Origin of the sequence: Enterobacter vonholyi (assembly GCF_040834095.1) — a bacterium.
Classification (GTDB): Bacteria; Pseudomonadota; Gammaproteobacteria; order Enterobacterales; family Enterobacteriaceae; genus Enterobacter; species Enterobacter vonholyi.
Genome location: NZ_CP162152.1, coordinates 1,680,581 through 1,699,327, shown reverse-complemented (window position 1 = coordinate 1,699,327; position 18,747 = coordinate 1,680,581). Strand labels below are relative to the sequence as shown.

Sequence of the window (18,747 nt, the reverse complement as noted above, 5' to 3'; positions counted from 1 at the left end):
TCAGAGATAAAGATAAAGTCTCACCTTATGTGCACCCAGATAGTTGGCGCTGCCATAGAGCGTTACCGACGACCTGGCCGGAATGGTGACGCTGCGAGGCGCCTCCAGCGGATGCATTTCAAGACCTCTTACGTCATACCAGAAAAAACGGTAGTGGACCGTCACGGGCTCATGTCTTTCATTAAAGAGCGTAGAGGAGGCAGATGAGTTGATTTCACTGATAGTCAACGCGGGCTGTTGCGCCGTGATGCCCGCGGCAAGCACGGAGGATTCCATGACCAGCGTCTGTTCATCATTCACGGGGATCGCCGGGCGCGAGCTGCACCCCACAATCATCATCGTCATTATCAGCGCTGCAATACGCCCTTTAAGCATGTCAAAGACCTTTATGTGTCAGCATCGGTCCCAGAGGACGACCACCCAGCAGATGCATGTGAATATGATAAACTTCCTGACCACCGTGACGGTTGCAGTTCATGATCAGACGATAACCGTCTTGTGCAATGCCTTCCTGTTCAGCGATTTTCGCGGCCACCGTCAGCATACGACCTAACGCCACTTCATGCTCGGTTTTTACGTCGTTTACAGTCGGAATCAGAATATTGGGAATAATAAGGATGTGCGTCGGGGCCTGAGGGGAAATGTCCCGGAAAGCCGTCACCAGTTCATCCTGATAGACGATATCCGACGGAATTTCGCGGCGGATAATTTTACTGAAAATCGTTTCTTCAGCCATGACCTTTTCCTTTTTTGTTTAATCTGGCGCAATGCGTCCGCTGTAAACACACTCCCGGGATCGGTGTGTGACACAATGCAAGAGTATGAGCGAGTTTATCCTGTCCTTTCAACCTCCTCCCTCGATTTCTTTCCTGAATGTTCATCAGCTGACTGAAGAGTGACCGCTCTTGTGCCTCAGTGGCGTTTTTAAGACACAAATAAAAAAGGCAGCCATTCGGCTGCCTTAGTCTCCCCAGGTCACAACTTAGTTGCTGCGGATGTACTCATCCATTTCGGTTTTCAGGTTATCGGATTTGGTACCGAAGATTGCCTGTACACCAGAACCTGCAACAACTACGCCCGCTGCGCCCAGTTTTTTCAGACCCGGCTGGTCTACTTTCGCTACGTCGGCAACGCTCACACGCAGACGAGTGATGCACGCGTCCAGGTTAGTGATGTTCTCTTTACCGCCGAACGCTGCGACCAGTGCCGGAGCCATTTCGCTGGTAGCGCCAGCTTTGCTGTCTTCTGTCGCATCTTCACGACCCGGAGTTTTCAGGTCCAGTGCTTTAATCAGCACGCGGAAGATGGTGTAGTAAACAACGGCATAGCACGCACCCACGATTGGGAACAGCCACAGTTTGCTGCTGTTACCGGACAGAACGATGAAGTCGATCAGGCCGTGAGAGAAGGACGTACCGTCACGCATACCCAGCAGGATACAGATTGGGAACGCCAGGCCCGCCAGAATCGCGTGGATAACGTACAGGATCGGCGCAACGAACATGAAGGAGAACTCGATCGGCTCGGTGATACCGGTCAGGAACGAGGTCAGCGCTGCGGAGATCATAATACCGCCCACTTTTGCACGGTTCTCTGGCTTAGCAGAGTGCCAGATAGCAATCGCCGCTGCTGGCAGACCGTACATTTTGAACAGGAAGCCACCAGACAGTTTACCTGCAGTTGGGTCGCCCGCCATGTAACGTGGGATATCGCCGTGGAATACCTGGCCTGCCGCGTTGGTGAATTCACCAATCTGCATCTGGAAAGGAACGTTCCAGATGTGGTGCAGACCGAATGGCACCAGGCAACGCTCGATGAAGCCGTAGATACCAAACGCCACAACCGGGTTCTGGTAAGCAGCCCACTGAGAGAAGGTCTGGATAGCAGAGCCGATTGGTGGCCAGATGAAGGACAGGATCACGCCAGTGAAAATCGCTGCCAGACCAGAAATGATCGGAACGAAACGCTTGCCCGCAAAGAAGCCCAGATACTCAGGCAGCTTGATGCGATAGAAGCGGTTAAACATATACGCTGCAATCGCACCGGAGATGATACCGCCCAGAACACCGGTGTCTGCCAGGTGTTTCGCGGCGATCTCTTCTGCCGGTAAATGCAGAACCAGCGGCGCAACAACAGCCATGGTTTTCACCATGATGCCGTAGGCAACCACTGCAGCCAGCGCAGAAACGCCGTCGTTATTGGTGAAGCCCAGAGCCACACCGATCGCGAAGATCAGTGGCATGTTAGCAAAGACAGAACCGCCTGCTTCGGCCATCACGTGGGACACTACGGCTGGCAGCCAGCTGAAGTTAGCAGAACCGACACCCAGCAGGATACCTGCGATAGGCAGTACGGATACTGGCAGCATCAGCGATTTACCGACCTTTTGCAGGTTAGCAAATGCATTCTTAAACATAATTGAGAGTGCTCCTGAGTATTTGTGCTTTTTTTACGCTTTCACGCATTGGCCCGGGGGGAGTACCGTGCCGTGGACAGGACATCTAAGCGCCCTTTATTTATTACACAGAGTAAAATAATTCCCTCTGAGTTTGTTTGACGGCTATCACGTTTCAGCTTAAGGCGGTCGAAAAACTTTCAGTTATTTACAAAAAGCATGTCCGGATGTGTCTAAAAACACCCTCACCGCCCCAAATGAGGCGGTGAACTTTACTCGCTTTACTTATTAATTACGAGCCTAAAAAAAACAGGTGTATCAGACAGATTGCAGGCGGGCGGGGTCAATATGGAACAGCGCGGAGAAGTTTTCCGTCGTCACGCGGGCCAGCTCATCGATACTGACGCCCTTCAGAACGGCCATATACTCAGCCACATCTCTGGTCATTGCGGGCTGGTTCTCTTTACCGCGATGCGGTACCGGTGCCAGGTACGGAGAATCTGTCTCCACCAGAATGCGATCGAGCGGAACATAACGTGCAGCATCACGCAGCTGCTCAGCGTTACGGAACGTCACGATCCCCGAAAACGAGATATAAAACCCCAAATCAAGCAGTTTACCCGCCGTTTCTCTGTCTTCTGTGAAACAGTGTAGTACGCCACCGCAATCCGTCACGTTTTCTTCCCGGAGGATCGCCAGCGTATCCGCACGTGCATCGCGAGTGTGGACGATAACCGGCTTATTCAGTTCGCGGCCAATGCGAATATGGTTGCGGAAGGACTCCTGCTGGCGAGATTTGGTTTCCGGCGTGTAAAAATAGTCCAGACCGGTTTCGCCCATCGCCACCACGCCCTCTTCTGCTGCCAGGCGGCGAAGATCCTCAACGTCGTAGGCCTCGTCCTGATTCAGCGGGTGCACGCCGCAGGAGAACACCACGTTATCGCGAATGCCCACCAGCTCACGCATGGAGCGATAGCCCGGCAGCGTCGTCGCCACCGCAAGGCAAAATTTCACATCGCGGGCAGCGGCTTTTGCCAGCACGTCATCCACGTTTTTATGCAGGGATTGATAATCCAGGCCATCAAGATGGCAGTGTGAGTCGACTAAAAACATAATGTCTCTCTCAGAGATGGGAAACAGGCGGTGTGACGCCGGGTTGCAGGTAATGTTCGATACGCAGTAACTGGTCGGTCAGTAAAAGCTCGCGATTAAGCCCCGTCACGGTTAAAAGCTGTTCACGGCTTTGGCAAATTTCATGAAGCATAGCGTGAAGAACCGTCCCTGAGAGGCGGTTCGCCAGCGTATTCACCAGCGGCCACGCGTCCGGGTTGGTCAAAAGCGTTGCCCCTTGCTGGATTTTGAGCGCATCCAGCAGCAAGGAGGCCAGCCAGTGCAGCCGATCAACGGCCCGATCGCTGTTAAGCGCAGGCAGTAAACTTAGCCAGTCGTGGTTATTCAGTGCCGTTTCGATGGCACGGCAGAGCGTTTCTCGCTCTGACCAGACGTCAGGCTGCAGTAATGCCAGCGCCGCCGCAGGCGCGCCGCTGCTCAGGCGCAAGGCGGACAGCGCGCTCTCAGGTGACGTTGTCACCTCTCGTTCCAGCCAGCTCAGCGCCCACGATTCATGAGGAACCGCAAGGTGATGAAGACGACAGCGGCTACGCAGCGTCGCCAGTAATCGTCCCGGATCGCGGCACGAGAGGAAAAACCACGTTTTCACCGGTGGCTCTTCCAGGGTTTTCAGCAGGGCATTAGCGGCCGCCTCGGTCAGCTGCGTGGCGTCTTTAAGCCAGACCACTTTAGCGCCGCCCAGCCGCGCGTGTTCATACAATTTTTCACTGACTTCCCGCACGGCATCGATACCCAGCGCGCTTTTACCCTTCTCAGGCTCAAGGGTGTAGTAGTCAGGATGTGTACCCGCCTGCATCAGCTGGCAGCCGCGGCATTTGCCGCAGCTCTTATGCCCTTCCGGCTGCTGGCACATCAGAAAACGGGTGATGGCATAAATCAACGCGTCATCGCCCATTCCCGGCAATGCCTGAATCAGTAACGCATGATGCCCCCGCCCCGCCTGATAGCTGCCGATCAGCTGTTCAAAGTGCGGGCGCAACCATGGATACCATTTCATGCCTGCTGCTCCTGCACCCACTGCGTCACGGTTTGCTGAATGTCACGCGTGACGTCGTCCAGGGATTGCGTCGCATCGATGGTACAAATTGAGCTGTCCTGTGCGGCCAGTTCAAGATAGCGCGCACGGGTGCGGTTAAAGAAATCAAACGACTCTTGTTCTATGCGGTCCAGCTCGCCGCGCGCGCGGGCACGCTTGAGGCCCACTTCCGGGGTTACATCCAGATAGAGCGTCAGGTCGGGGCGAAAATCTCCCAGTACGGCATTACGCAGCGTTGCCAGCATGGTCTGGTCGATGCCGCGTCCGCCGCCCTGATACGCCTGAGTCGACAGATCGTGACGGTCACCGATCACCCACTTACCCTCGGCCAGGGCGGGTTTGATCACCGTCTCAACCAGCTGCACGCGCGCCGCGTAGAACATCAGCACTTCGGCTTTGTCAGTGATAACTTCGTCGCCGACGGATTTAATATCCAGCACCAGGCTGCGCAGCTTTTCAGCCAGCTGCGTGCCGCCCGGCTCACGGGTAAACACCATGTCCGCCACGCCAAGTGATTTGAGCGTATCCACTACGACGTTGCGGGCAGTGGTTTTACCCGCCCCTTCAAGTCCCTCAATGACAATGTATTTACTGCGCATTTTTTTCCTTAAGTGCCTTCAGATAGTCCTGAACAGAGCGGTTGTGGCTGGCAAGGTTGGTGTTAAAGGTATGCCCCCCTTTTCCATCAGCCACAAAATAGAGATACGGTGTTTTAGCCGGATGCGCGGCTGCTTTTAGCGACGCCTCGCTCGGCGTGGCAATCGGGCCTGGCGGTAAACCGCTAATCACGTAGGTATTATACGCCGTTGGCGTCTCCAGATCTTTTCGTGAGATCTTGCCGGCGTAGCTCTCGCCCATGCCGTAGATAACGGTAGGATCGGTTTGCAGACGCATGCCGATACGCAGACGGTTGATAAACACCGACGCCACCCGATCGCGCTCGGCGGCAACGGCGGTCTCTTTCTCAATGATCGAGGCCATGGTTACGAACTGGTTCTGATCGCTGTAAGGCAATCCTTCCATTCGCCCCTGCCAGGCGGCATCCACTGCGGCGACCATTTTTTTGTGCGCCCGCTTAAGGATGGCCACATCGGTCGTGCCTGCCGTGTACATCCAGGTGTCTGGCCAGAACCAGCCTTCCACCCATTCCGGATGCTCAAGCTTCAGCGCTTCTGCTACAGTCTGATAGCTATCGTCTTTTAACGTATGTTTGATATACGGCGCATCGCGCAGCTGTTTAAGGTAATCGCTCAGGCGCATCCCTTCCACAAACCGCAGAGGGAACTGGGCTTCTTTGCCGCTTTCGAGCAGCTGCAGCATCTCTCTGACGGTCATTCCAGGCGTAAAGCGATAGGTCCCGGCTTTGAAATGTGACAGCTCAGGCTCCACGCGCAATAACCACTGGAAGACCCGTGGACGATTAATAATCTTGTCGCCATAGAGCTGTTCCCCAAGCGCCTGACGGCCGGTTCCCGCTTTCAGGGTAAAGATCGTTTCGTCTTTAACCAGGATCTTGCTGTCAGCCAGCTGGCGAACTTTCCATACGCCTGCTCCGCCAGCGATGCCCAGCGCGACGATGAGGATAAGGACAAAGCGCAACATTTTTTTCATGACTATCTGATTTGCTCACATATCGGGGCTAAAAACTGAAACAGCTCGCGCGAGGACCAGCGTTGTTGGCCATACGCACGGACGGGTACAACAGGCATCAGCGCGTTGCAGATGATGACTTCATCTGCGGCCTTTAGCGCGGTTTCTCCTGCACTAACTTCGACAACGCGAAAGCCAGAGCGTGCCAACTGTTCCAGACAAAACTGACGCATTAACCCATTTACGCCAGCGTGTTCCAGCGACGGAGTGAACACCTCTCCTCCCTGCCGCCAGAGTAAATTAGCCGCACAGCATTCCGTAATGAACCCTTCGCTGTCAAGAACCAGCGCCTCATCGGCGTCCGTCTGTTCAAGATGAGTACGAATGAGCACCTGCTCCAGGCGATTGAGATGCTTAAGCCCGGCCAGCATCGGGTTTCGTCCCAGTCGCACCGGGCTCAGCGTCAGCGTGACGCCGTCTTCTCGCCAGCGAGAGTAATGCGCGGGATAAGCTGATACGGAGAGGATTCGCGTTGGGTTGAGACACGATGCAGCGCTATAACCCCGGCCACCACTACCGCGGCTGATAATGACTTTGAGTACGCCGCTGTCCTTCCCCGTAGCCAGCTGGCACATTTCCTGGCGCAGCATGTCCCAGTGCGTAAAAGGGATCATTAGCTTTTCACAGCCATGCTGCAGGCGTCGAATATGCGCCTCCAGCAGGCAGACATCGCCATCCAGAATGCGCGCCGTCGTAAAGCAACCATCACCGAACTGTATCGCCCTGTCGCTGGCAGGCAGCGTGTCCTGCTCAAGGCCATTGATTAAAAACATGGTGGCTCCTTATGCGTGGGCGTTTAGTCTGGCAGGATGTCATGCAGCCGACAAGAAGATTAGCCTTAATAAAAAAGGCCCGGCAAGCGGACCTTTTTAAAAGCTATCGGGACGTCAGGATCAGATCTTTTTGAAGATCAGAGAACCGTTGGTACCGCCAAAGCCGAAGGAGTTACACAGGGTATACTCCATACCGCTGACCTGGCGCGCTTCGTGAGGAACGAAGTCCAGATCGCAACCTTCATCCGGGTTATCCAGGTTGATGGTTGGCGGAACAGCCTGATCGCGCAGCGCAAGGATGGAGTAGATTGACTCTACTGCACCCGCCGCGCCCAGCAGGTGACCGGTCATGGATTTCGTTGAACTTACCAGTACGCGGCTGGCAGACTCGCCGAAGATAGATTTAACCGCCTGAGCTTCAGCTTTATCGCCTGCAGGAGTAGACGTGCCGTGCGCGTTAACATAGCCAATCTGAGCCGGGGTAATACCCGCATCACGGATTGCGTTTTCCATCGCCAGCGCAGCACCTGCACCGTTCTCCGGAGGAGACGTCATGTGGTACGCATCGCTGCTCATACCAAAGCCAACGACTTCAGCATAAATTTTCGCACCGCGTTTTTTCGCGTGTTCGTACTCTTCCAGTACAATCATGCCCGCCCCGTCGCCCAGCACGAAGCCGTCACGGTCTTTATCCCACGGACGGCTTGCCGCCTGCGGGTTATCATTACGGGTAGACAGCGCACGGGCTGCGCCGAAACCGCCAACACCCAGCGGGGTACTGGCTTTTTCAGCACCGCCGGCAACCATAGCATCTGCATCGCCGTACGCAATAATGCGCGCGGCCTGGCCGATGTTATGTACGCCAGACGTACAGGCGGTCGCGATAGAAATGCTTGGCCCACGCAGGCCGAACATGATGGTCAGGTGACCTGCCACCATATTAACAATCGTGGACGGAACGAAGAACGGGCTGATCTTACGCGGGCCGCCATTCATCAGAGATGTATGGTTTTCCTCGATCAGGCCAAGACCGCCAATCCCAGAGCCGATAGCGGCGCCGATACGGGTTGCGTTCTCTTCCGTAATCTCAAGGCCAGAATCCTGCATGGCCTGAACGCCAGCGACAATTCCATATTGAATGAAGGCATCCATCTTGCGCTGTTCTTTGCGCGAGATGATCTCTTCACAGTTAAAATCCTTTACTAAGCCAGCAAATTTCGTTGCATAGGCGCTAGTATCGAAATGGTCGATTAGGCTGATGCCGCTCTGACCGGCAAGGAGAGCTTTCCAGGTGGACTCTACGGTATTGCCGACAGGAGACAACATGCCAAGTCCGGTCACAACTACACGACGCTTAGACACGTTTGTCCTCCAGGGAGGGATAAAAAAAGAGATTCGTGGGACTAAAAAAGATAAAACTCAGGCGGTCGAATGACCGCCTGGAGATGTTCACTTACGCCTGGTGACCGTTGATGTAATCAATGGCAGCCTGAACGGTGGTGATCTTCTCAGCTTCTTCGTCCGGAATCTCAGTATCAAACTCTTCTTCCAGAGCCATTACCAGCTCAACGGTGTCAAGAGAATCTGCGCCCAGGTCTTCAACGAAGGAAGCGGAGTTCACAACTTCTTCCTGCTTAACGCCCAGCTGTTCGCCGATAATTTTCTTAACGCGTTCTTCGATAGTGCTCATACTCTTAAATTTCCTATCAAAACTCGCTTTCGCGATGGTTTTCGTAGTGTATAAAATGTTGAAAAATTTGCAACTAAATCCCGGCAGTTCTTACCACGATTTTACGTTATTTTGAGGCCTTTTACCCAAATAACGCAAATTTTTTTATCGTGGTTAAACCATATACATCCCGCCGTTGACGTGGAGGGTCTCACCAGTGATGTAACCCGCTTCGTCAGAGGCTAAAAATGCAACCGCACTGGCGATTTCTTTAGGGTCGCCAAGACGACCCGCCGGAACTGCCGCCAGCGTACCCGCACGCTGCTCATCAGTCAGCGCACGCGTCATGTCCGTTTCAATAAAGCCCGGAGCAACAACGTTTACCGTAATACCGCGGGACGCAACTTCACGCGCCAGCGACTTACTGAAACCAATCAGACCTGCTTTCGCCGCAGCGTAGTTAGCCTGACCAGCATTTCCCATGGTACCTACCACAGAACCGACAGTGATAATACGACCATGACGCTTTTTCATCATAGCGCGCATTACCGCTTTTGACAGACGGAATACAGATGACAGGTTGGTTTCGATAATATCGTTCCACTCGTCGTCTTTCATTCGCATTAACAGGTTATCGCGAGTGATCCCGGCATTGTTTACCAGAATATCCACTTCGCCAAACTCTGCGCGAATATTTTCCAGAACAGATTCGATAGATGCAGGTTCAGTCACATTCAGTACCAGACCTTTACCGTTTGCACCCAGATACTCGCTGATGGCCTGAGCGCCATTCTCGCTGGTTGCTGTACCAATCACCTTCGCGCCGCGCGCAACCAGTGTTTCAGCAATTGCACGCCCGATACCGCGGCTTGCGCCAGTGACCAGGGCGATTTTTCCTTCAAAACTCATGGTATTCCTCTTTTATTGCGAGAGTGCCGCTGACATCGCTTCCGGCTCGTTAATCGCCGAGGCTGTCAGGGTGTCAACAATACGTTTTGTCAGACCGGTGAGGACTTTACCTGGGCCGACTTCATACAGATGCTCAACGCCCTGTGCGGCCATAAACTCAACGGTTTTGGTCCACTGTACCGGGCTATAGAGCTGGCGAACCAGCGCGTCACGGATAGCTTCCGGCGCGGTTTCGCATTTCACATCGACGTTGTTCACGACAGAAATCGTCGGTGCGTTAAAGGTAATTTTTTCCAGCTCAACCGCCAGCTTCTCGGCAGCAGGCTTCATCAGCGCGCAGTGAGACGGCACGCTGACAGGCAGCGGCAGCGCACGCTTAGCGCCCGCTGCTTTACAGGCCGCACCGGCACGTTCAACCGCTTCTTTATGACCTGCGATAACCACCTGACCGGGCGAGTTGAAGTTCACCGGCGAGACAACCTGGCCTTCAGCAGATTCTTCACACGCTTTTGCAATTGCAGCATCATCCAGACCGATAATGGCAGACATGCCGCCCGTGCCTTCCGGCACCGCTTCCTGCATGAATTTACCACGCAGTTCCACCAGACGTACCGCGTCAGCAAACGCGATCACGCCGGCGCACACCAGCGCAGAGTATTCACCCAGGCTATGGCCTGCGAGCAGCGCTGGCGCTTTACCGCCCTGCTGCTGCCAGACGCGCCACAGCGCAACAGATGCGGTCAGCAGCGCTGGCTGGGTCTGCCAGGTTTTGTTCAGCTCTTCGGCCGGCCCCTGCTGGGTCAGCGCCCATAAATCATAACCCAGTGCATCAGAAGCTTCACGGAAAGTCTCTTCAATGACCGGATAGTTTGCTGCCATTTCAGACAACATCCCAACGGTTTGAGAGCCCTGGCCCGGGAACACAAAAGCAAATTGCGTCATTTTTTATTCCTTATCCTAGAAACGAACCAGCGCGGAACCCCAGGTGAACCCGCCACCGAAGGCTTCAAGCAAGACCAGCTGGCCCCGTTTGATTCGTCCATCGCGTACCGCTTCATCAAATGCGCACGGTACCGACGCCGCAGAAGTGTTGCCGTGACGATCCAGGGTCACAACAACGTTATCCATCGACATGCCCAGCTTTTTCGCGGTCGCGCTGATGATGCGCAGGTTCGCCTGATGCGGCACAAGCCAGTCGAGCGAGGAACGCTCAAGGTTATTCGCTTCCAGCGTTTCATCAACGATGTGTGCCAGCTCAGTCACCGCCACCTTGAACACCTCGTTCCCTGCCATGGTCAGGTAAATCGAGTTGTCCGGATTAACGCGATCGGCGTTAGGCAGAGTCAACAGCTCGCCGTAGCTGCCATCAGCATGCAGATGCGTAGAGATGATACCCGGCTCTTCGGACTGCCCCAGCAGCACCGCGCCTGCGCCATCACCAAAAATAATGATCGTTCCGCGATCGGTTGGATCGCAGGTGCGCGCCAGCACGTCAGCACCGATCACCAGCGCATATTTAACGGCACCAGATTTCACGTACTGATCGGCAACGCTCAGCGCATAGGTGAAGCCTGCGCACGCTGCAGCGACGTCAAACGCCGGACAGCCTTTAATGCCGAGCATGTTTTGCACCTGGCACGCTGCACTTGGGAATGCATGCGTGGCAGACGTCGTGGCGACCACGATCAAACCAATCTGTTCTTTATCAATGCCCGCCATTTCGATAGCACGCTGTGCGGCTTCGTAACCCATGGTCGACACGGTTTCGTCTGGCGCGGCAATACGACGTTCACGGATACCTGTGCGCGTGACAATCCACTCGTCAGACGTATCTACCATTTTTTCCAGATCGGCGTTGGTACGCACTTGTTTTGGCAGGTAGCTGCCGGTACCTAAAATCTTCGTATACATGTACGCTCAGTCACTTTTAGCTAATACAGATTCCAGGCGAGCGGCAATCCGCTGAGGGACTTGTCGCTGCACCGCCTGCACTGCCTGTTCAATCGCGACAGCAAATGCTCGCTGATTGGCGGCGCCATGACTCTTAATCACGATGCCGCGCAATCCTAACAGACAGGCGCCATTATACTGGTCGGGGTTGAGGTGACTGAATCGCCGCGTCAGGCTCTTTTGTAGCCAACGCTTCAATAAAATCAGCCACCAGGCGCTTTTTTTGCCTTCTCCCTGAGATTTCAGCAGAGAAAGAAACATGCGCACGACCCCTTCCATGGTCTTCAACGTGACGTTTCCGGTGAAGCCATCGCACACCAGAACATCCGTTTTACCCGTCAACAACTCATTGGCTTCGAGATAACCAATATAGTTGATGGAGGGAACCTGTTTGAGCAATTCAGCCGCTTCGCGAATGCTGTCCAGGCCTTTGGTCTCTTCTTCACCAATGTTCAGTAACGCAACACGGGGAGTGTTGATCCCGACAACTTCTTCTGCCAGCACCGATCCCATCACGGCAAACTGTGCCAGCATAGTACTATCACAGTCGACGTTAGCGCCTAAATCGAGCACCACCGTCTTGCCCTTCTGCTGATGCGGTAATACCGTCACCAGCGCCGGGCGCTCAATACCTTCAATAGGTTTGAGCAGTAATTTCGACAGCCCCATCAGCGCGCCAGTATTCCCCGCGCTAACGCAAGCCTGGGCTCGCCCTTCTTTCACCAACTCCAGCGCTATCCGCATAGAGCTGCCACGACTATTGCGAATAGCCTGCGAGGGTCGGGCATCACTGGCAATAACTGACTGCGCAGGAATAATCTGCAGACGCGAACGTTGTTCAAAGTCAGCTTTTGCGAGTAATGGCGTGATTGCGTCGGGATTGCCGACTAAAAGAAGTGTGAGTTGCGAATTAGAATTCAGTGCCTGCAATGCTGCAGGCACTGTCACGGAAGGGCCAAAATCTCCCCCCATGACATCTAACGCCAGGGTTAGACGTGTCAAGGTATCGTCGCAGCCTGGTTCGGTAAATTCCCCGTTTACACGGGGAAATCCTCACTAAGCCTAATCACGCTTGCGCGTGATTACTTAGTGATAACCTTGCGGCCGCGGTAGAAACCGTCAGCGGTGATGTGGTGACGCAGGTGTTTCTCACCAGAAGTCTTGTCTACAGACAGGCTGGTAACTGCGGTCAGCGCGTCATGGGAACGACGCATGCCACGTTTGGAACGGGTTGGTTTATTCTGTTGTACGGCCATGGACCTTACTCCTCAATTACTTACGCTTTAAGCTGGCTAATACGGCAAATGGGTTTGGTTTTTGCGCTTCATCAGGCAGTTCCCCAAAGACCATGTCCGCCTCGGACACTTCACAGTGTTCATAATCATGCACCGGAACTACTGGCAAGGTGAGGATGATTTCATCTTCAACCAGAGCCAGAAGATCGATTTCACCGAATTCGTTAACCTCAATCGGCTCATACGCTTCCGGGAGTGCTTCAGCCTGTTCGTCAGAACGGACCGGACTGAAACAATACGTTGTGTGAACATGCTGTACAAACGGTTTCCCGCAACGCTGACACTCGAGCGTTACCGTTACCTTCGCATCACCGGTTAATACGGCGAGACGCTGGTTGTCGATAGCGAACGACATGGAGCATTCTACATCACTGTCCACACTGACTACGGATTCGGCAATACGCTCAGCCTGATCGGAAGTATAGATACCTTCATAATCGAGGCGTTTTTGAGCCGTACGAACCGGATCAAGAGTCAGGGGTAATTTTACCTTTTGCATAGGGCGCGCATATTAACTTTGTAACGTCATAGAGTCAAAGAAAAAGGCAACCAGAGCTGCCTTTTGCCAATTATTCGCACACATTGCGGCCTGTAGTTTAAAATGGCTGGCATCGATACGCTATATCTGGTGATAAAAATATGCCAAATCTCGTCCTTGCTTCCACGTCTCCCTATCGCCGAATGCTGCTGGAAAAGCTCGGGATCCCGTTTGAATGCGCCGCGCCAGAGGTTGATGAGACGCCACAGCCGGGTGAATCACCGCGTCATCTGGTGACGCGTCTCGCTAAAGAGAAAGCGCAGTCGCTGGCAGCACGTTACCCCGCACATTTGATTATAGGCTCCGATCAGGTTTGCGTACTGGACGGCGAAATCACCGGCAAGCCCCATACGGAGGAGAACGCCTGCCAGCAGCTTCTATGTGCACGAGGCAGTATCGTGACCTTTTATACCGGCCTGGCGCTTTACAACTCCGCTTCCGGTCATCTGCAAACTGAATGCGAACCGTTCGACGTGCACTTCCGCCATCTCAGCGAGCAGGAGATTATGGATTATGTGCGCCGTGAGCGACCGCTGAACTGCGCGGGGAGCTTTAAAAGTGAAGGATTGGGGATTGCACTTTTCGACAAGCTGGACGGTCGGGATCCCAACACCCTGGTGGGGTTACCGCTAATTGCCCTGTGTCAGATGTTAAGACGAGAAGAGTGTAATCCGCTGACGATGTGACTGGGACGTTGCGGCCTGATGCCCTCACCCGCCCCTCTCCCACAGGGAGAGGGAGGAAGGCAAAATCAGCCGCGCAAAACCTTAAGACAGCGTTTCAGCTGCTCATCCAGCGGCGCTTCAATACGGATCACTTCACCGGTATTCGGATGGGTAAACTTCAGCGCTGCCGCATGCAGGAACAGACGCGACAGCCCCGTTCCCGCCAGCTGCTTATCAAACTCGCGGTCGCCATAGCGGTCATCAAACGCGATGGGATGCCCTGCAAACTGCGTATGCACGCGGATCTGGTGGGTGCGGCCGGTCACCGGACTGCAGCGCACCAGCGTGGCAAACTCATACCGCTCTTCAACCTTAAAGCGCGTCTCAGACGGTTTCCCTTCCTGGCTCACGCGGACAATACGCTCACCGCTTTGCAGAATATTTTTCAGCAGCGGCGCCTGCACCACTTTAACATGGGACTGCCACTGGCCGCGCACCAGCGCCAGATAGTCTTTCTGCATCCCTTTTTCACGCAGCTGTTCATGCAGAGAACGCAGCGCGGAACGCTTTTTCGCCACCAGCAGAACGCCAGAGGTGTCGCGGTCAAGACGATGCACCAGTTCAAGGAAGCGCGCTTCCGGGCGCAGGGCACGCAGCCCTTCAATCACCCCGAAGCTCAGACCGCTACCGCCATGAACAGCCGTCCCTGACGGTTTGTTCAGCACCAGAATGTGGTCGTCTTCATAAAGGATCACATCACTCAGGGCCGCCACTTTCTGTAGCTTCGGTGATACGGTCTCTTCTTCACGCTCTGCCACGCGCACCGGTGGAATACGCACTTCGTCACCGGCTTCGAGTTTGTACTCGGGCTTCACGCGTTTTTTGTTAACCCGCACCTCGCCCTTACGCAGAATGCGGTAAATCATGCTCTTTGGCACCCCTTTTAGCTGGGTGCGCAAAAAGTTATCGATACGCTGCCCCGCTTCATCTTCGGCAATGGCAACCATTTTTACGGCTGGAGTCTCTGTTTTCATGGTTGGCGATTCTAAATATCGTCAGCCATTAGCGCCACTCATTTTTCTATGCTTATATTTACTTTTATCCGGCCTGCTACCCGTTTCGCGCAACCGATTTGGTGGTTATTAAACCAATCGCCATTCTGAAGTGAAGAAACTGTGAGTAACCGGGTGATAATTGGTAAAAGTCATCTTGCTATAACCCGGCGAGCAGTGGAATAATGAGGCTGTTTTCCGTGTTAAATCCTGGTTAAGTAAGGATGTTGACGGAATGACCAATTTTGTCTGACCGATCATCCACGCAGCAATGGCGTAAGACGTATTGATCTTTCAGGCAGTTAGCGGGCTGCGGGTTGCAGTACTTCCCGGTATAAGGATTGTTCTCTGGAGAGTTCTACCCAGGCAATTCCCCTGATAATTGCGCTGTGTTTCCGTATGAAATACAGGCAACCGACACTCTGCGCCTCTTAAGCGAGCGACAACCGTGAGGTTGGCGACGTGAACAGACACGAGGCCATCGGTTCATACCCCGGAAAGCGTCACCTTGCCCGCAGCTTTGTCGTCAATGTAAGAATAACGAGTAAGTTACGATGAAAAGAATGTTAATCAACGCAACTCAGCAAGAAGAGTTGCGTGTCGCCCTTGTGGATGGGCAGCGCCTGTACGATCTGGATATCGAAAGTCCTGGACACGAACAGAAAAAAGCGAACATTTACAAAGGTAAAATCACCCGCATTGAACCAAGCCTTGAAGCTGCATTTGTCGATTACGGTGCTGAGCGTCATGGTTTCCTCCCTCTGAAAGAAATTGCCCGCGAATATTTCCCTGCAAACTACAACGCCCATGGCCGCCCAAACATCAAAGATGTGCTGCGTGAAGGTCAGGAAGTTATCGTTCAGATTGATAAAGAAGAGCGCGGCAACAAAGGTGCCGCACTAACAACCTTTATCAGCCTGGCAGGGAGCTATCTGGTTCTGATGCCAAACAACCCGCGTGCGGGTGGCATCTCTCGCCGTATCGAAGGTGATGACCGTACCGAGCTGAAAGAAGCGCTGGCAAGCCTCGAGCTGCCTGATGGCATGGGGCTTATCGTGCGTACCGCAGGCGTTGGCAAATCCGCCGAAGCGCTGCAGTGGGACCTGAGCTTCCGTCTGAAGCACTGGGAAGCCATCCAGAAAGCAGCGGAAAGCCGCCCTGCTCCGTTCCTGATCCACCAGGAAAGCAACGTTATCGTGCGTGCCTTCCGTGACTACCTGCGTCAGGACATCGGTGAAATTCTGATCGATAACCCGAAAGTACTTGAGCTGGCGCGCCAGCACATTGCCGCGCTGGGTCGTCCGGATTTCACCAGCAAAATTAAACTGTACACCGGTGAAATACCGCTGTTCAGCCACTATCAGATCGAATCCCAGATTGAGTCCGCCTTCCAGCGTGAAGTACGTCTGCCATCCGGCGGTTCTATCGTTATTGATACCACTGAAGCGCTGACCGCTATCGACATCAACTCCGCGCGTGCAACTCGCGGTGGCGATATCGAAGAGACTGCTTTCAACACTAACCTCGAAGCCGCTGATGAAATCGCCCGCCAGCTCCGCCTGCGCGACTTGGGTGGTCTGATTGTTATCGACTTCATCGACATGACCCCTGTTCGCCACCAGCGTGCGGTTGAAAACCGTCTGCGCGAAGCGGTGCGTCAGGACAGAGCGCGTATTCAGATTAGCCATATCTCACGCTTTGGCCTGCTGGAGATGTCCCGTCAGCGTCTGAGCCCGTCGCTGGGTGAGTCCAGCCATCACGTCTGCCCACGCTGCTCCGGCACCGGTACCGTGCGTGATAACGAATCGCTGTCCCTCTCGATTCTGCGTCTGATTGAAGAAGAAGCGCTGAAAGAGAATACCAAAGAGGTTCACGCGATTGTCCCTGTGCCAATTGCCTCTTACCTGCTGAACGAAAAACGTGCTGCGGTCAGTGCCATTGAAGCGCGTCAGGGTGGCGTTCGCTGCATCATCGTGCCAAACGATCAGATGGAAACCCCGCACTATCACGTGCTGCGTGTCCGTAAAGGCGAAGAGACGTCAACGCTCAGCTACCTGCTGCCGAAGCTGCACGAAGAAGAGATGGCCCTGCCTTCAGATGAAGAGCCAGCCGAGCGCAAGCTGCCTGAGCAGCCTGCGTTAGCGACCTTCATTATGCCTGAAGCACCGCCTGAAGCAGCCCTGGAAAAACCGGCGGCCAAACCTGCGGCGCAGAAACCTGAAGCAACGGCAGCGAAAGCCCAGCCGGCGCAGCCTGGTCTGCTGAGCCGCTTCTTCGGCGCGCTTAAGAAGATGTTTGCCGGTGAGGAAGTTCAGCCAGAGCAGCCGAAAGAAGAGCCAAAAGCGGCCAAGCCTGAGCGTCAGCAGGACCGCCGTAAGCGTCAGAACAACCGCCGCGACCGTAACGACCGTAGCGAGCGCAATGACCGCAGCGAGCGTCGTGACAACCGTGATAACCGCTCTGAGAATAACGAAGGCCGTGAGCAACGCGAAGACAACCGTCGCAACCGTCGCGAGAAACAACAGCAGAATGTTGAAGATCGTGAAATTCGCCAGCAGGCGGGCGATGAGTCTGAGAAGAGCAAACAGCGTGACGACCAGCAGCCGCGCCGTGAACGCAACCGTCGCCGTAACGACGAGAAGCGTCAGGCACAGCAGGAAGTCAAAAACCTGAACCGCGAAGAGCCTGTTGAACAGCAGGACGGCGAGCAGGAAGAACGTACTCAGGTCATGCCGCGTCGTAAGCAGCGCCAGCTTGCTCAGAAAGTTCGTTTCGCCTCCGAAGCAACCGAAGAGTCAGCAATTGTCCCGGTTGAAACCCGCGAGAGCGCAGCCGGTACTCAGCTTGCAAAAGTTGACCTGCCAGCGGTCGTTGATAACAACGTTGAGCAGGATGATAACGGTGAAAACCGTGATAACGCCGGCATGCCGCGCCGTTCACGTCGTTCCCCACGTCATCTGCGCGTCAGCGGCCAGCGCCGTCGTCGCTATCGTGACGAGCGTTACCCAACTCAGTCGCCAATGCCGCTGACCATTGCCTGTGCTTCACCAGAAATGGCCTCCGGCAAAGTCTGGATCCGCTACCCGGTAGCGCGTCCGGAGCAGGTTGTTGAAGAACAGCCAGTAACCGAAGAGGTTATTGCACCTGCGGCAGCGGTAGAAGAGGTCGTGACTGAAGCGGCAACCGTGGTAGAACCTCAGGTTGTTGAAACTGCAGCCCCTCAGGCAGCTGAAGTCGAAACCACGCATCCGGAAGTGATTGCCGCGCCGGTTGATGCCGCACCGCAGCTTATTGCTGAAGAAGATGTCGTGGTGGCTGAGGAAATCGCTGAAGAAGCTGAACCTGTAGCCGCAGTGGAAGACACCGCTGAAGCCATCGTCGAAACGACCGCTGAAGAAATCGTTCAGGACGTTGAGATTGAGGTTGAACCGGTTGTTGAAGAACCGAAAGCGCCTGAAGTGAAACCTGAGCCGGTTGTTTCTGCGCCAGCCGCTGCCCACGTGGCGACAGCACCAATGACGCGCGCTCCGGCGCCGGATTACGTGCCTGAAGCACCGCGTCACAGCGACTGGGTTCGCCCGGCATTCAGCTTCGAAGGTAAAGGCGCAGCCGGTGGCCACAGTGCAACGCATCAGGCGACTGCACCGGCAACGCGTCCACAGTCTGTCGAATAACGACAAACAA

19 protein-coding genes are annotated in these 18,747 nt (G+C 54.5%); 2 read left to right on the top strand and 17 right to left on the bottom strand.

All coding sequences use genetic code 11. The features are described 5' to 3' along the window. The 16 genes from AB3N39_RS08045 to yceD all read right to left on the bottom strand — a co-directional run bounded on the left by AB3N39_RS08045 (position 1) and on the right by yceD (position 13,307). A complete protein-coding gene (locus AB3N39_RS08045) occupies positions 1 to 375 on the bottom strand; it encodes a YcfL family protein (protein WP_111965547.1) in 375 nt (124 codons plus the stop codon). A gap of 1 nt (position 376) precedes the next feature. Then, the gene (hinT, locus tag AB3N39_RS08040; protein ID WP_367897200.1) at positions 377 to 736 is read right to left on the bottom strand and encodes a purine nucleoside phosphoramidase; all 360 of its coding nucleotides are present in this window, start codon (positions 734 to 736) and stop codon (positions 377 to 379) included. Between the two features lie 246 nt (positions 737 to 982). After that, positions 983 to 2,416 (bottom strand): PTS glucose transporter subunit IIBC, encoded by a 1,434-nt coding sequence (gene ptsG / locus AB3N39_RS08035; RefSeq protein ID WP_023311158.1) that lies wholly within the window; start codon positions 2,414 to 2,416, stop codon positions 983 to 985. Between the two features lie 297 nt (positions 2,417 to 2,713). Continuing rightward, the gene (locus AB3N39_RS08030; protein WP_248173490.1) at positions 2,714 to 3,508 is read right to left on the bottom strand and encodes a metal-dependent hydrolase; all 795 of its coding nucleotides are present in this window, start codon (positions 3,506 to 3,508) and stop codon (positions 2,714 to 2,716) included. A gap of 10 nt (positions 3,509 to 3,518) precedes the next feature. Continuing rightward, positions 3,519 to 4,523: a DNA polymerase III subunit delta' gene (gene holB, locus AB3N39_RS08025; protein ID WP_288462176.1), complete on the bottom strand. Its 1,005-nt coding sequence runs from the start codon at positions 4,521 to 4,523 to the stop codon at positions 3,519 to 3,521. Further along, positions 4,520 to 5,161, bottom strand: coding sequence for a dTMP kinase (tmk, locus tag AB3N39_RS08020; RefSeq protein ID WP_133294167.1), 642 nt, complete (start codon positions 5,159 to 5,161; stop codon positions 4,520 to 4,522). The genes holB and tmk overlap by 4 nt, the downstream gene beginning before the upstream one ends. Beyond that, a complete protein-coding gene (gene yceG / locus AB3N39_RS08015; RefSeq protein ID WP_111965543.1) occupies positions 5,151 to 6,173 on the bottom strand; it encodes a cell division protein YceG in 1,023 nt (340 codons plus the stop codon). Before yceG ends, tmk begins: the two co-directional genes overlap by 11 nt. Before the next feature lie 2 nt (positions 6,174 to 6,175). Next, the gene (gene pabC, locus AB3N39_RS08010; protein WP_133294166.1) at positions 6,176 to 6,985 is read right to left on the bottom strand and encodes an aminodeoxychorismate lyase; all 810 of its coding nucleotides are present in this window, start codon (positions 6,983 to 6,985) and stop codon (positions 6,176 to 6,178) included. Positions 6,986 to 7,105: 120 nt separating this feature from the next. Next, the gene (gene fabF / locus AB3N39_RS08005; RefSeq protein ID WP_032639670.1) at positions 7,106 to 8,347 is read right to left on the bottom strand and encodes a beta-ketoacyl-ACP synthase II; all 1,242 of its coding nucleotides are present in this window, start codon (positions 8,345 to 8,347) and stop codon (positions 7,106 to 7,108) included. 91 nt (positions 8,348 to 8,438) lie between these two features. After that, entirely contained in the window at positions 8,439 to 8,675 is a 237-nt protein-coding gene (acpP, locus tag AB3N39_RS08000) for an acyl carrier protein (RefSeq protein WP_003857954.1), read from the bottom strand. 153 nt (positions 8,676 to 8,828) lie between these two features. Next, positions 8,829 to 9,563: a 3-oxoacyl-ACP reductase FabG gene (fabG, locus tag AB3N39_RS07995; protein WP_008500795.1), complete on the bottom strand. Its 735-nt coding sequence runs from the start codon at positions 9,561 to 9,563 to the stop codon at positions 8,829 to 8,831. A gap of 12 nt (positions 9,564 to 9,575) precedes the next feature. Further along, entirely contained in the window at positions 9,576 to 10,505 is a 930-nt protein-coding gene (fabD, locus tag AB3N39_RS07990) for an ACP S-malonyltransferase (protein ID WP_111965541.1), read from the bottom strand. Positions 10,506 to 10,520: 15 nt separating this feature from the next. Next, a complete protein-coding gene (locus AB3N39_RS07985; RefSeq protein ID WP_115874729.1) occupies positions 10,521 to 11,474 on the bottom strand; it encodes a beta-ketoacyl-ACP synthase III in 954 nt (317 codons plus the stop codon). A 6-nt stretch (positions 11,475 to 11,480) separates the two neighbouring features. Then, positions 11,481 to 12,515, bottom strand: a complete 1,035-nt coding sequence (plsX, locus tag AB3N39_RS07980) for a phosphate acyltransferase PlsX (RefSeq protein WP_060568787.1) — start codon at positions 12,513 to 12,515, stop codon at positions 11,481 to 11,483. Positions 12,516 to 12,595: 80 nt separating this feature from the next. Continuing rightward, positions 12,596 to 12,769, bottom strand: a complete 174-nt coding sequence (rpmF, locus tag AB3N39_RS07975; protein ID WP_003857964.1) for a 50S ribosomal protein L32 — start codon at positions 12,767 to 12,769, stop codon at positions 12,596 to 12,598. Between the two features lie 16 nt (positions 12,770 to 12,785). After that, positions 12,786 to 13,307, bottom strand: coding sequence for a 23S rRNA accumulation protein YceD (yceD, locus tag AB3N39_RS07970; RefSeq protein ID WP_367897199.1), 522 nt, complete (start codon positions 13,305 to 13,307; stop codon positions 12,786 to 12,788). A 140-nt stretch (positions 13,308 to 13,447) separates the two neighbouring features. On the opposite strand from yceD, the gene AB3N39_RS07965 reads away from it, so the two are divergent. Beyond that, positions 13,448 to 14,032, top strand: coding sequence for a nucleoside triphosphate pyrophosphatase (locus AB3N39_RS07965; RefSeq protein ID WP_367897198.1), 585 nt, complete (start codon positions 13,448 to 13,450; stop codon positions 14,030 to 14,032). A gap of 65 nt (positions 14,033 to 14,097) precedes the next feature. Here the strand turns inward: AB3N39_RS07965 and rluC are convergent, their stop codons facing one another. Next, positions 14,098 to 15,045, bottom strand: coding sequence for a 23S rRNA pseudouridine(955/2504/2580) synthase RluC (gene rluC / locus AB3N39_RS07960; RefSeq protein ID WP_021240761.1), 948 nt, complete (start codon positions 15,043 to 15,045; stop codon positions 14,098 to 14,100). Between the two features lie 572 nt (positions 15,046 to 15,617). On the opposite strand from rluC, the gene rne reads away from it, so the two are divergent. After that, on the top strand, positions 15,618 to 18,737 hold the full coding sequence (gene rne / locus AB3N39_RS07955) for a ribonuclease E (RefSeq protein ID WP_133294164.1): 3,120 nt from the start codon (positions 15,618 to 15,620) through the stop codon (positions 18,735 to 18,737). Positions 18,738 to 18,747 lie beyond the last annotated feature (10 nt).

Excerpts from the sequence above, each read along its gene's own strand:
- rpmF (WP_003857964.1), bottom strand. The coding sequence starts at position 12,769 with ATGGCCGTACAACAGAATAAACCAACCCGTTCCAAACGTGGCATGCGT.
- AB3N39_RS08045 (WP_111965547.1), bottom strand. The coding sequence starts at position 375 with ATGCTTAAAGGGCGTATTGCAGCGCTGATAATGACGATGATGATTGTG.
- hinT (WP_367897200.1), bottom strand. The coding sequence starts at position 736 with ATGGCTGAAGAAACGATTTTCAGTAAAATTATCCGCCGCGAAATTCCG.
- ptsG (WP_023311158.1), bottom strand. The coding sequence starts at position 2,416 with ATGTTTAAGAATGCATTTGCTAACCTGCAAAAGGTCGGTAAATCGCTG.
- pabC (WP_133294166.1), bottom strand. The coding sequence starts at position 6,985 with ATGTTTTTAATCAATGGCCTTGAGCAGGACACGCTGCCTGCCAGCGAC.
- yceG (WP_111965543.1), bottom strand. The coding sequence starts at position 6,173 with ATGAAAAAAATGTTGCGCTTTGTCCTTATCCTCATCGTCGCGCTGGGC.
- rne (WP_133294164.1), top strand. The coding sequence starts at position 15,618 with ATGAAAAGAATGTTAATCAACGCAACTCAGCAAGAAGAGTTGCGTGTC.
- fabD (WP_111965541.1), bottom strand. The coding sequence starts at position 10,505 with ATGACGCAATTTGCTTTTGTGTTCCCGGGCCAGGGCTCTCAAACCGTT.
- rluC (WP_021240761.1), bottom strand. The coding sequence starts at position 15,045 with ATGAAAACAGAGACTCCAGCCGTAAAAATGGTTGCCATTGCCGAAGAT.
- yceD (WP_367897199.1), bottom strand. The coding sequence starts at position 13,307 with ATGCAAAAGGTAAAATTACCCCTGACTCTTGATCCGGTTCGTACGGCT.
- fabG (WP_008500795.1), bottom strand. The coding sequence starts at position 9,563 with ATGAGTTTTGAAGGAAAAATCGCCCTGGTCACTGGCGCAAGCCGCGGT.
- acpP (WP_003857954.1), bottom strand. The coding sequence starts at position 8,675 with ATGAGCACTATCGAAGAACGCGTTAAGAAAATTATCGGCGAACAGCTG.
- AB3N39_RS07985 (WP_115874729.1), bottom strand. The coding sequence starts at position 11,474 with ATGTATACGAAGATTTTAGGTACCGGCAGCTACCTGCCAAAACAAGTG.
- AB3N39_RS07965 (WP_367897198.1), top strand. The coding sequence starts at position 13,448 with ATGCCAAATCTCGTCCTTGCTTCCACGTCTCCCTATCGCCGAATGCTG.
- tmk (WP_133294167.1), bottom strand. The coding sequence starts at position 5,161 with ATGCGCAGTAAATACATTGTCATTGAGGGACTTGAAGGGGCGGGTAAA.
- holB (WP_288462176.1), bottom strand. The coding sequence starts at position 4,523 with ATGAAATGGTATCCATGGTTGCGCCCGCACTTTGAACAGCTGATCGGC.
- AB3N39_RS08030 (WP_248173490.1), bottom strand. The coding sequence starts at position 3,508 with ATGTTTTTAGTCGACTCACACTGCCATCTTGATGGCCTGGATTATCAA.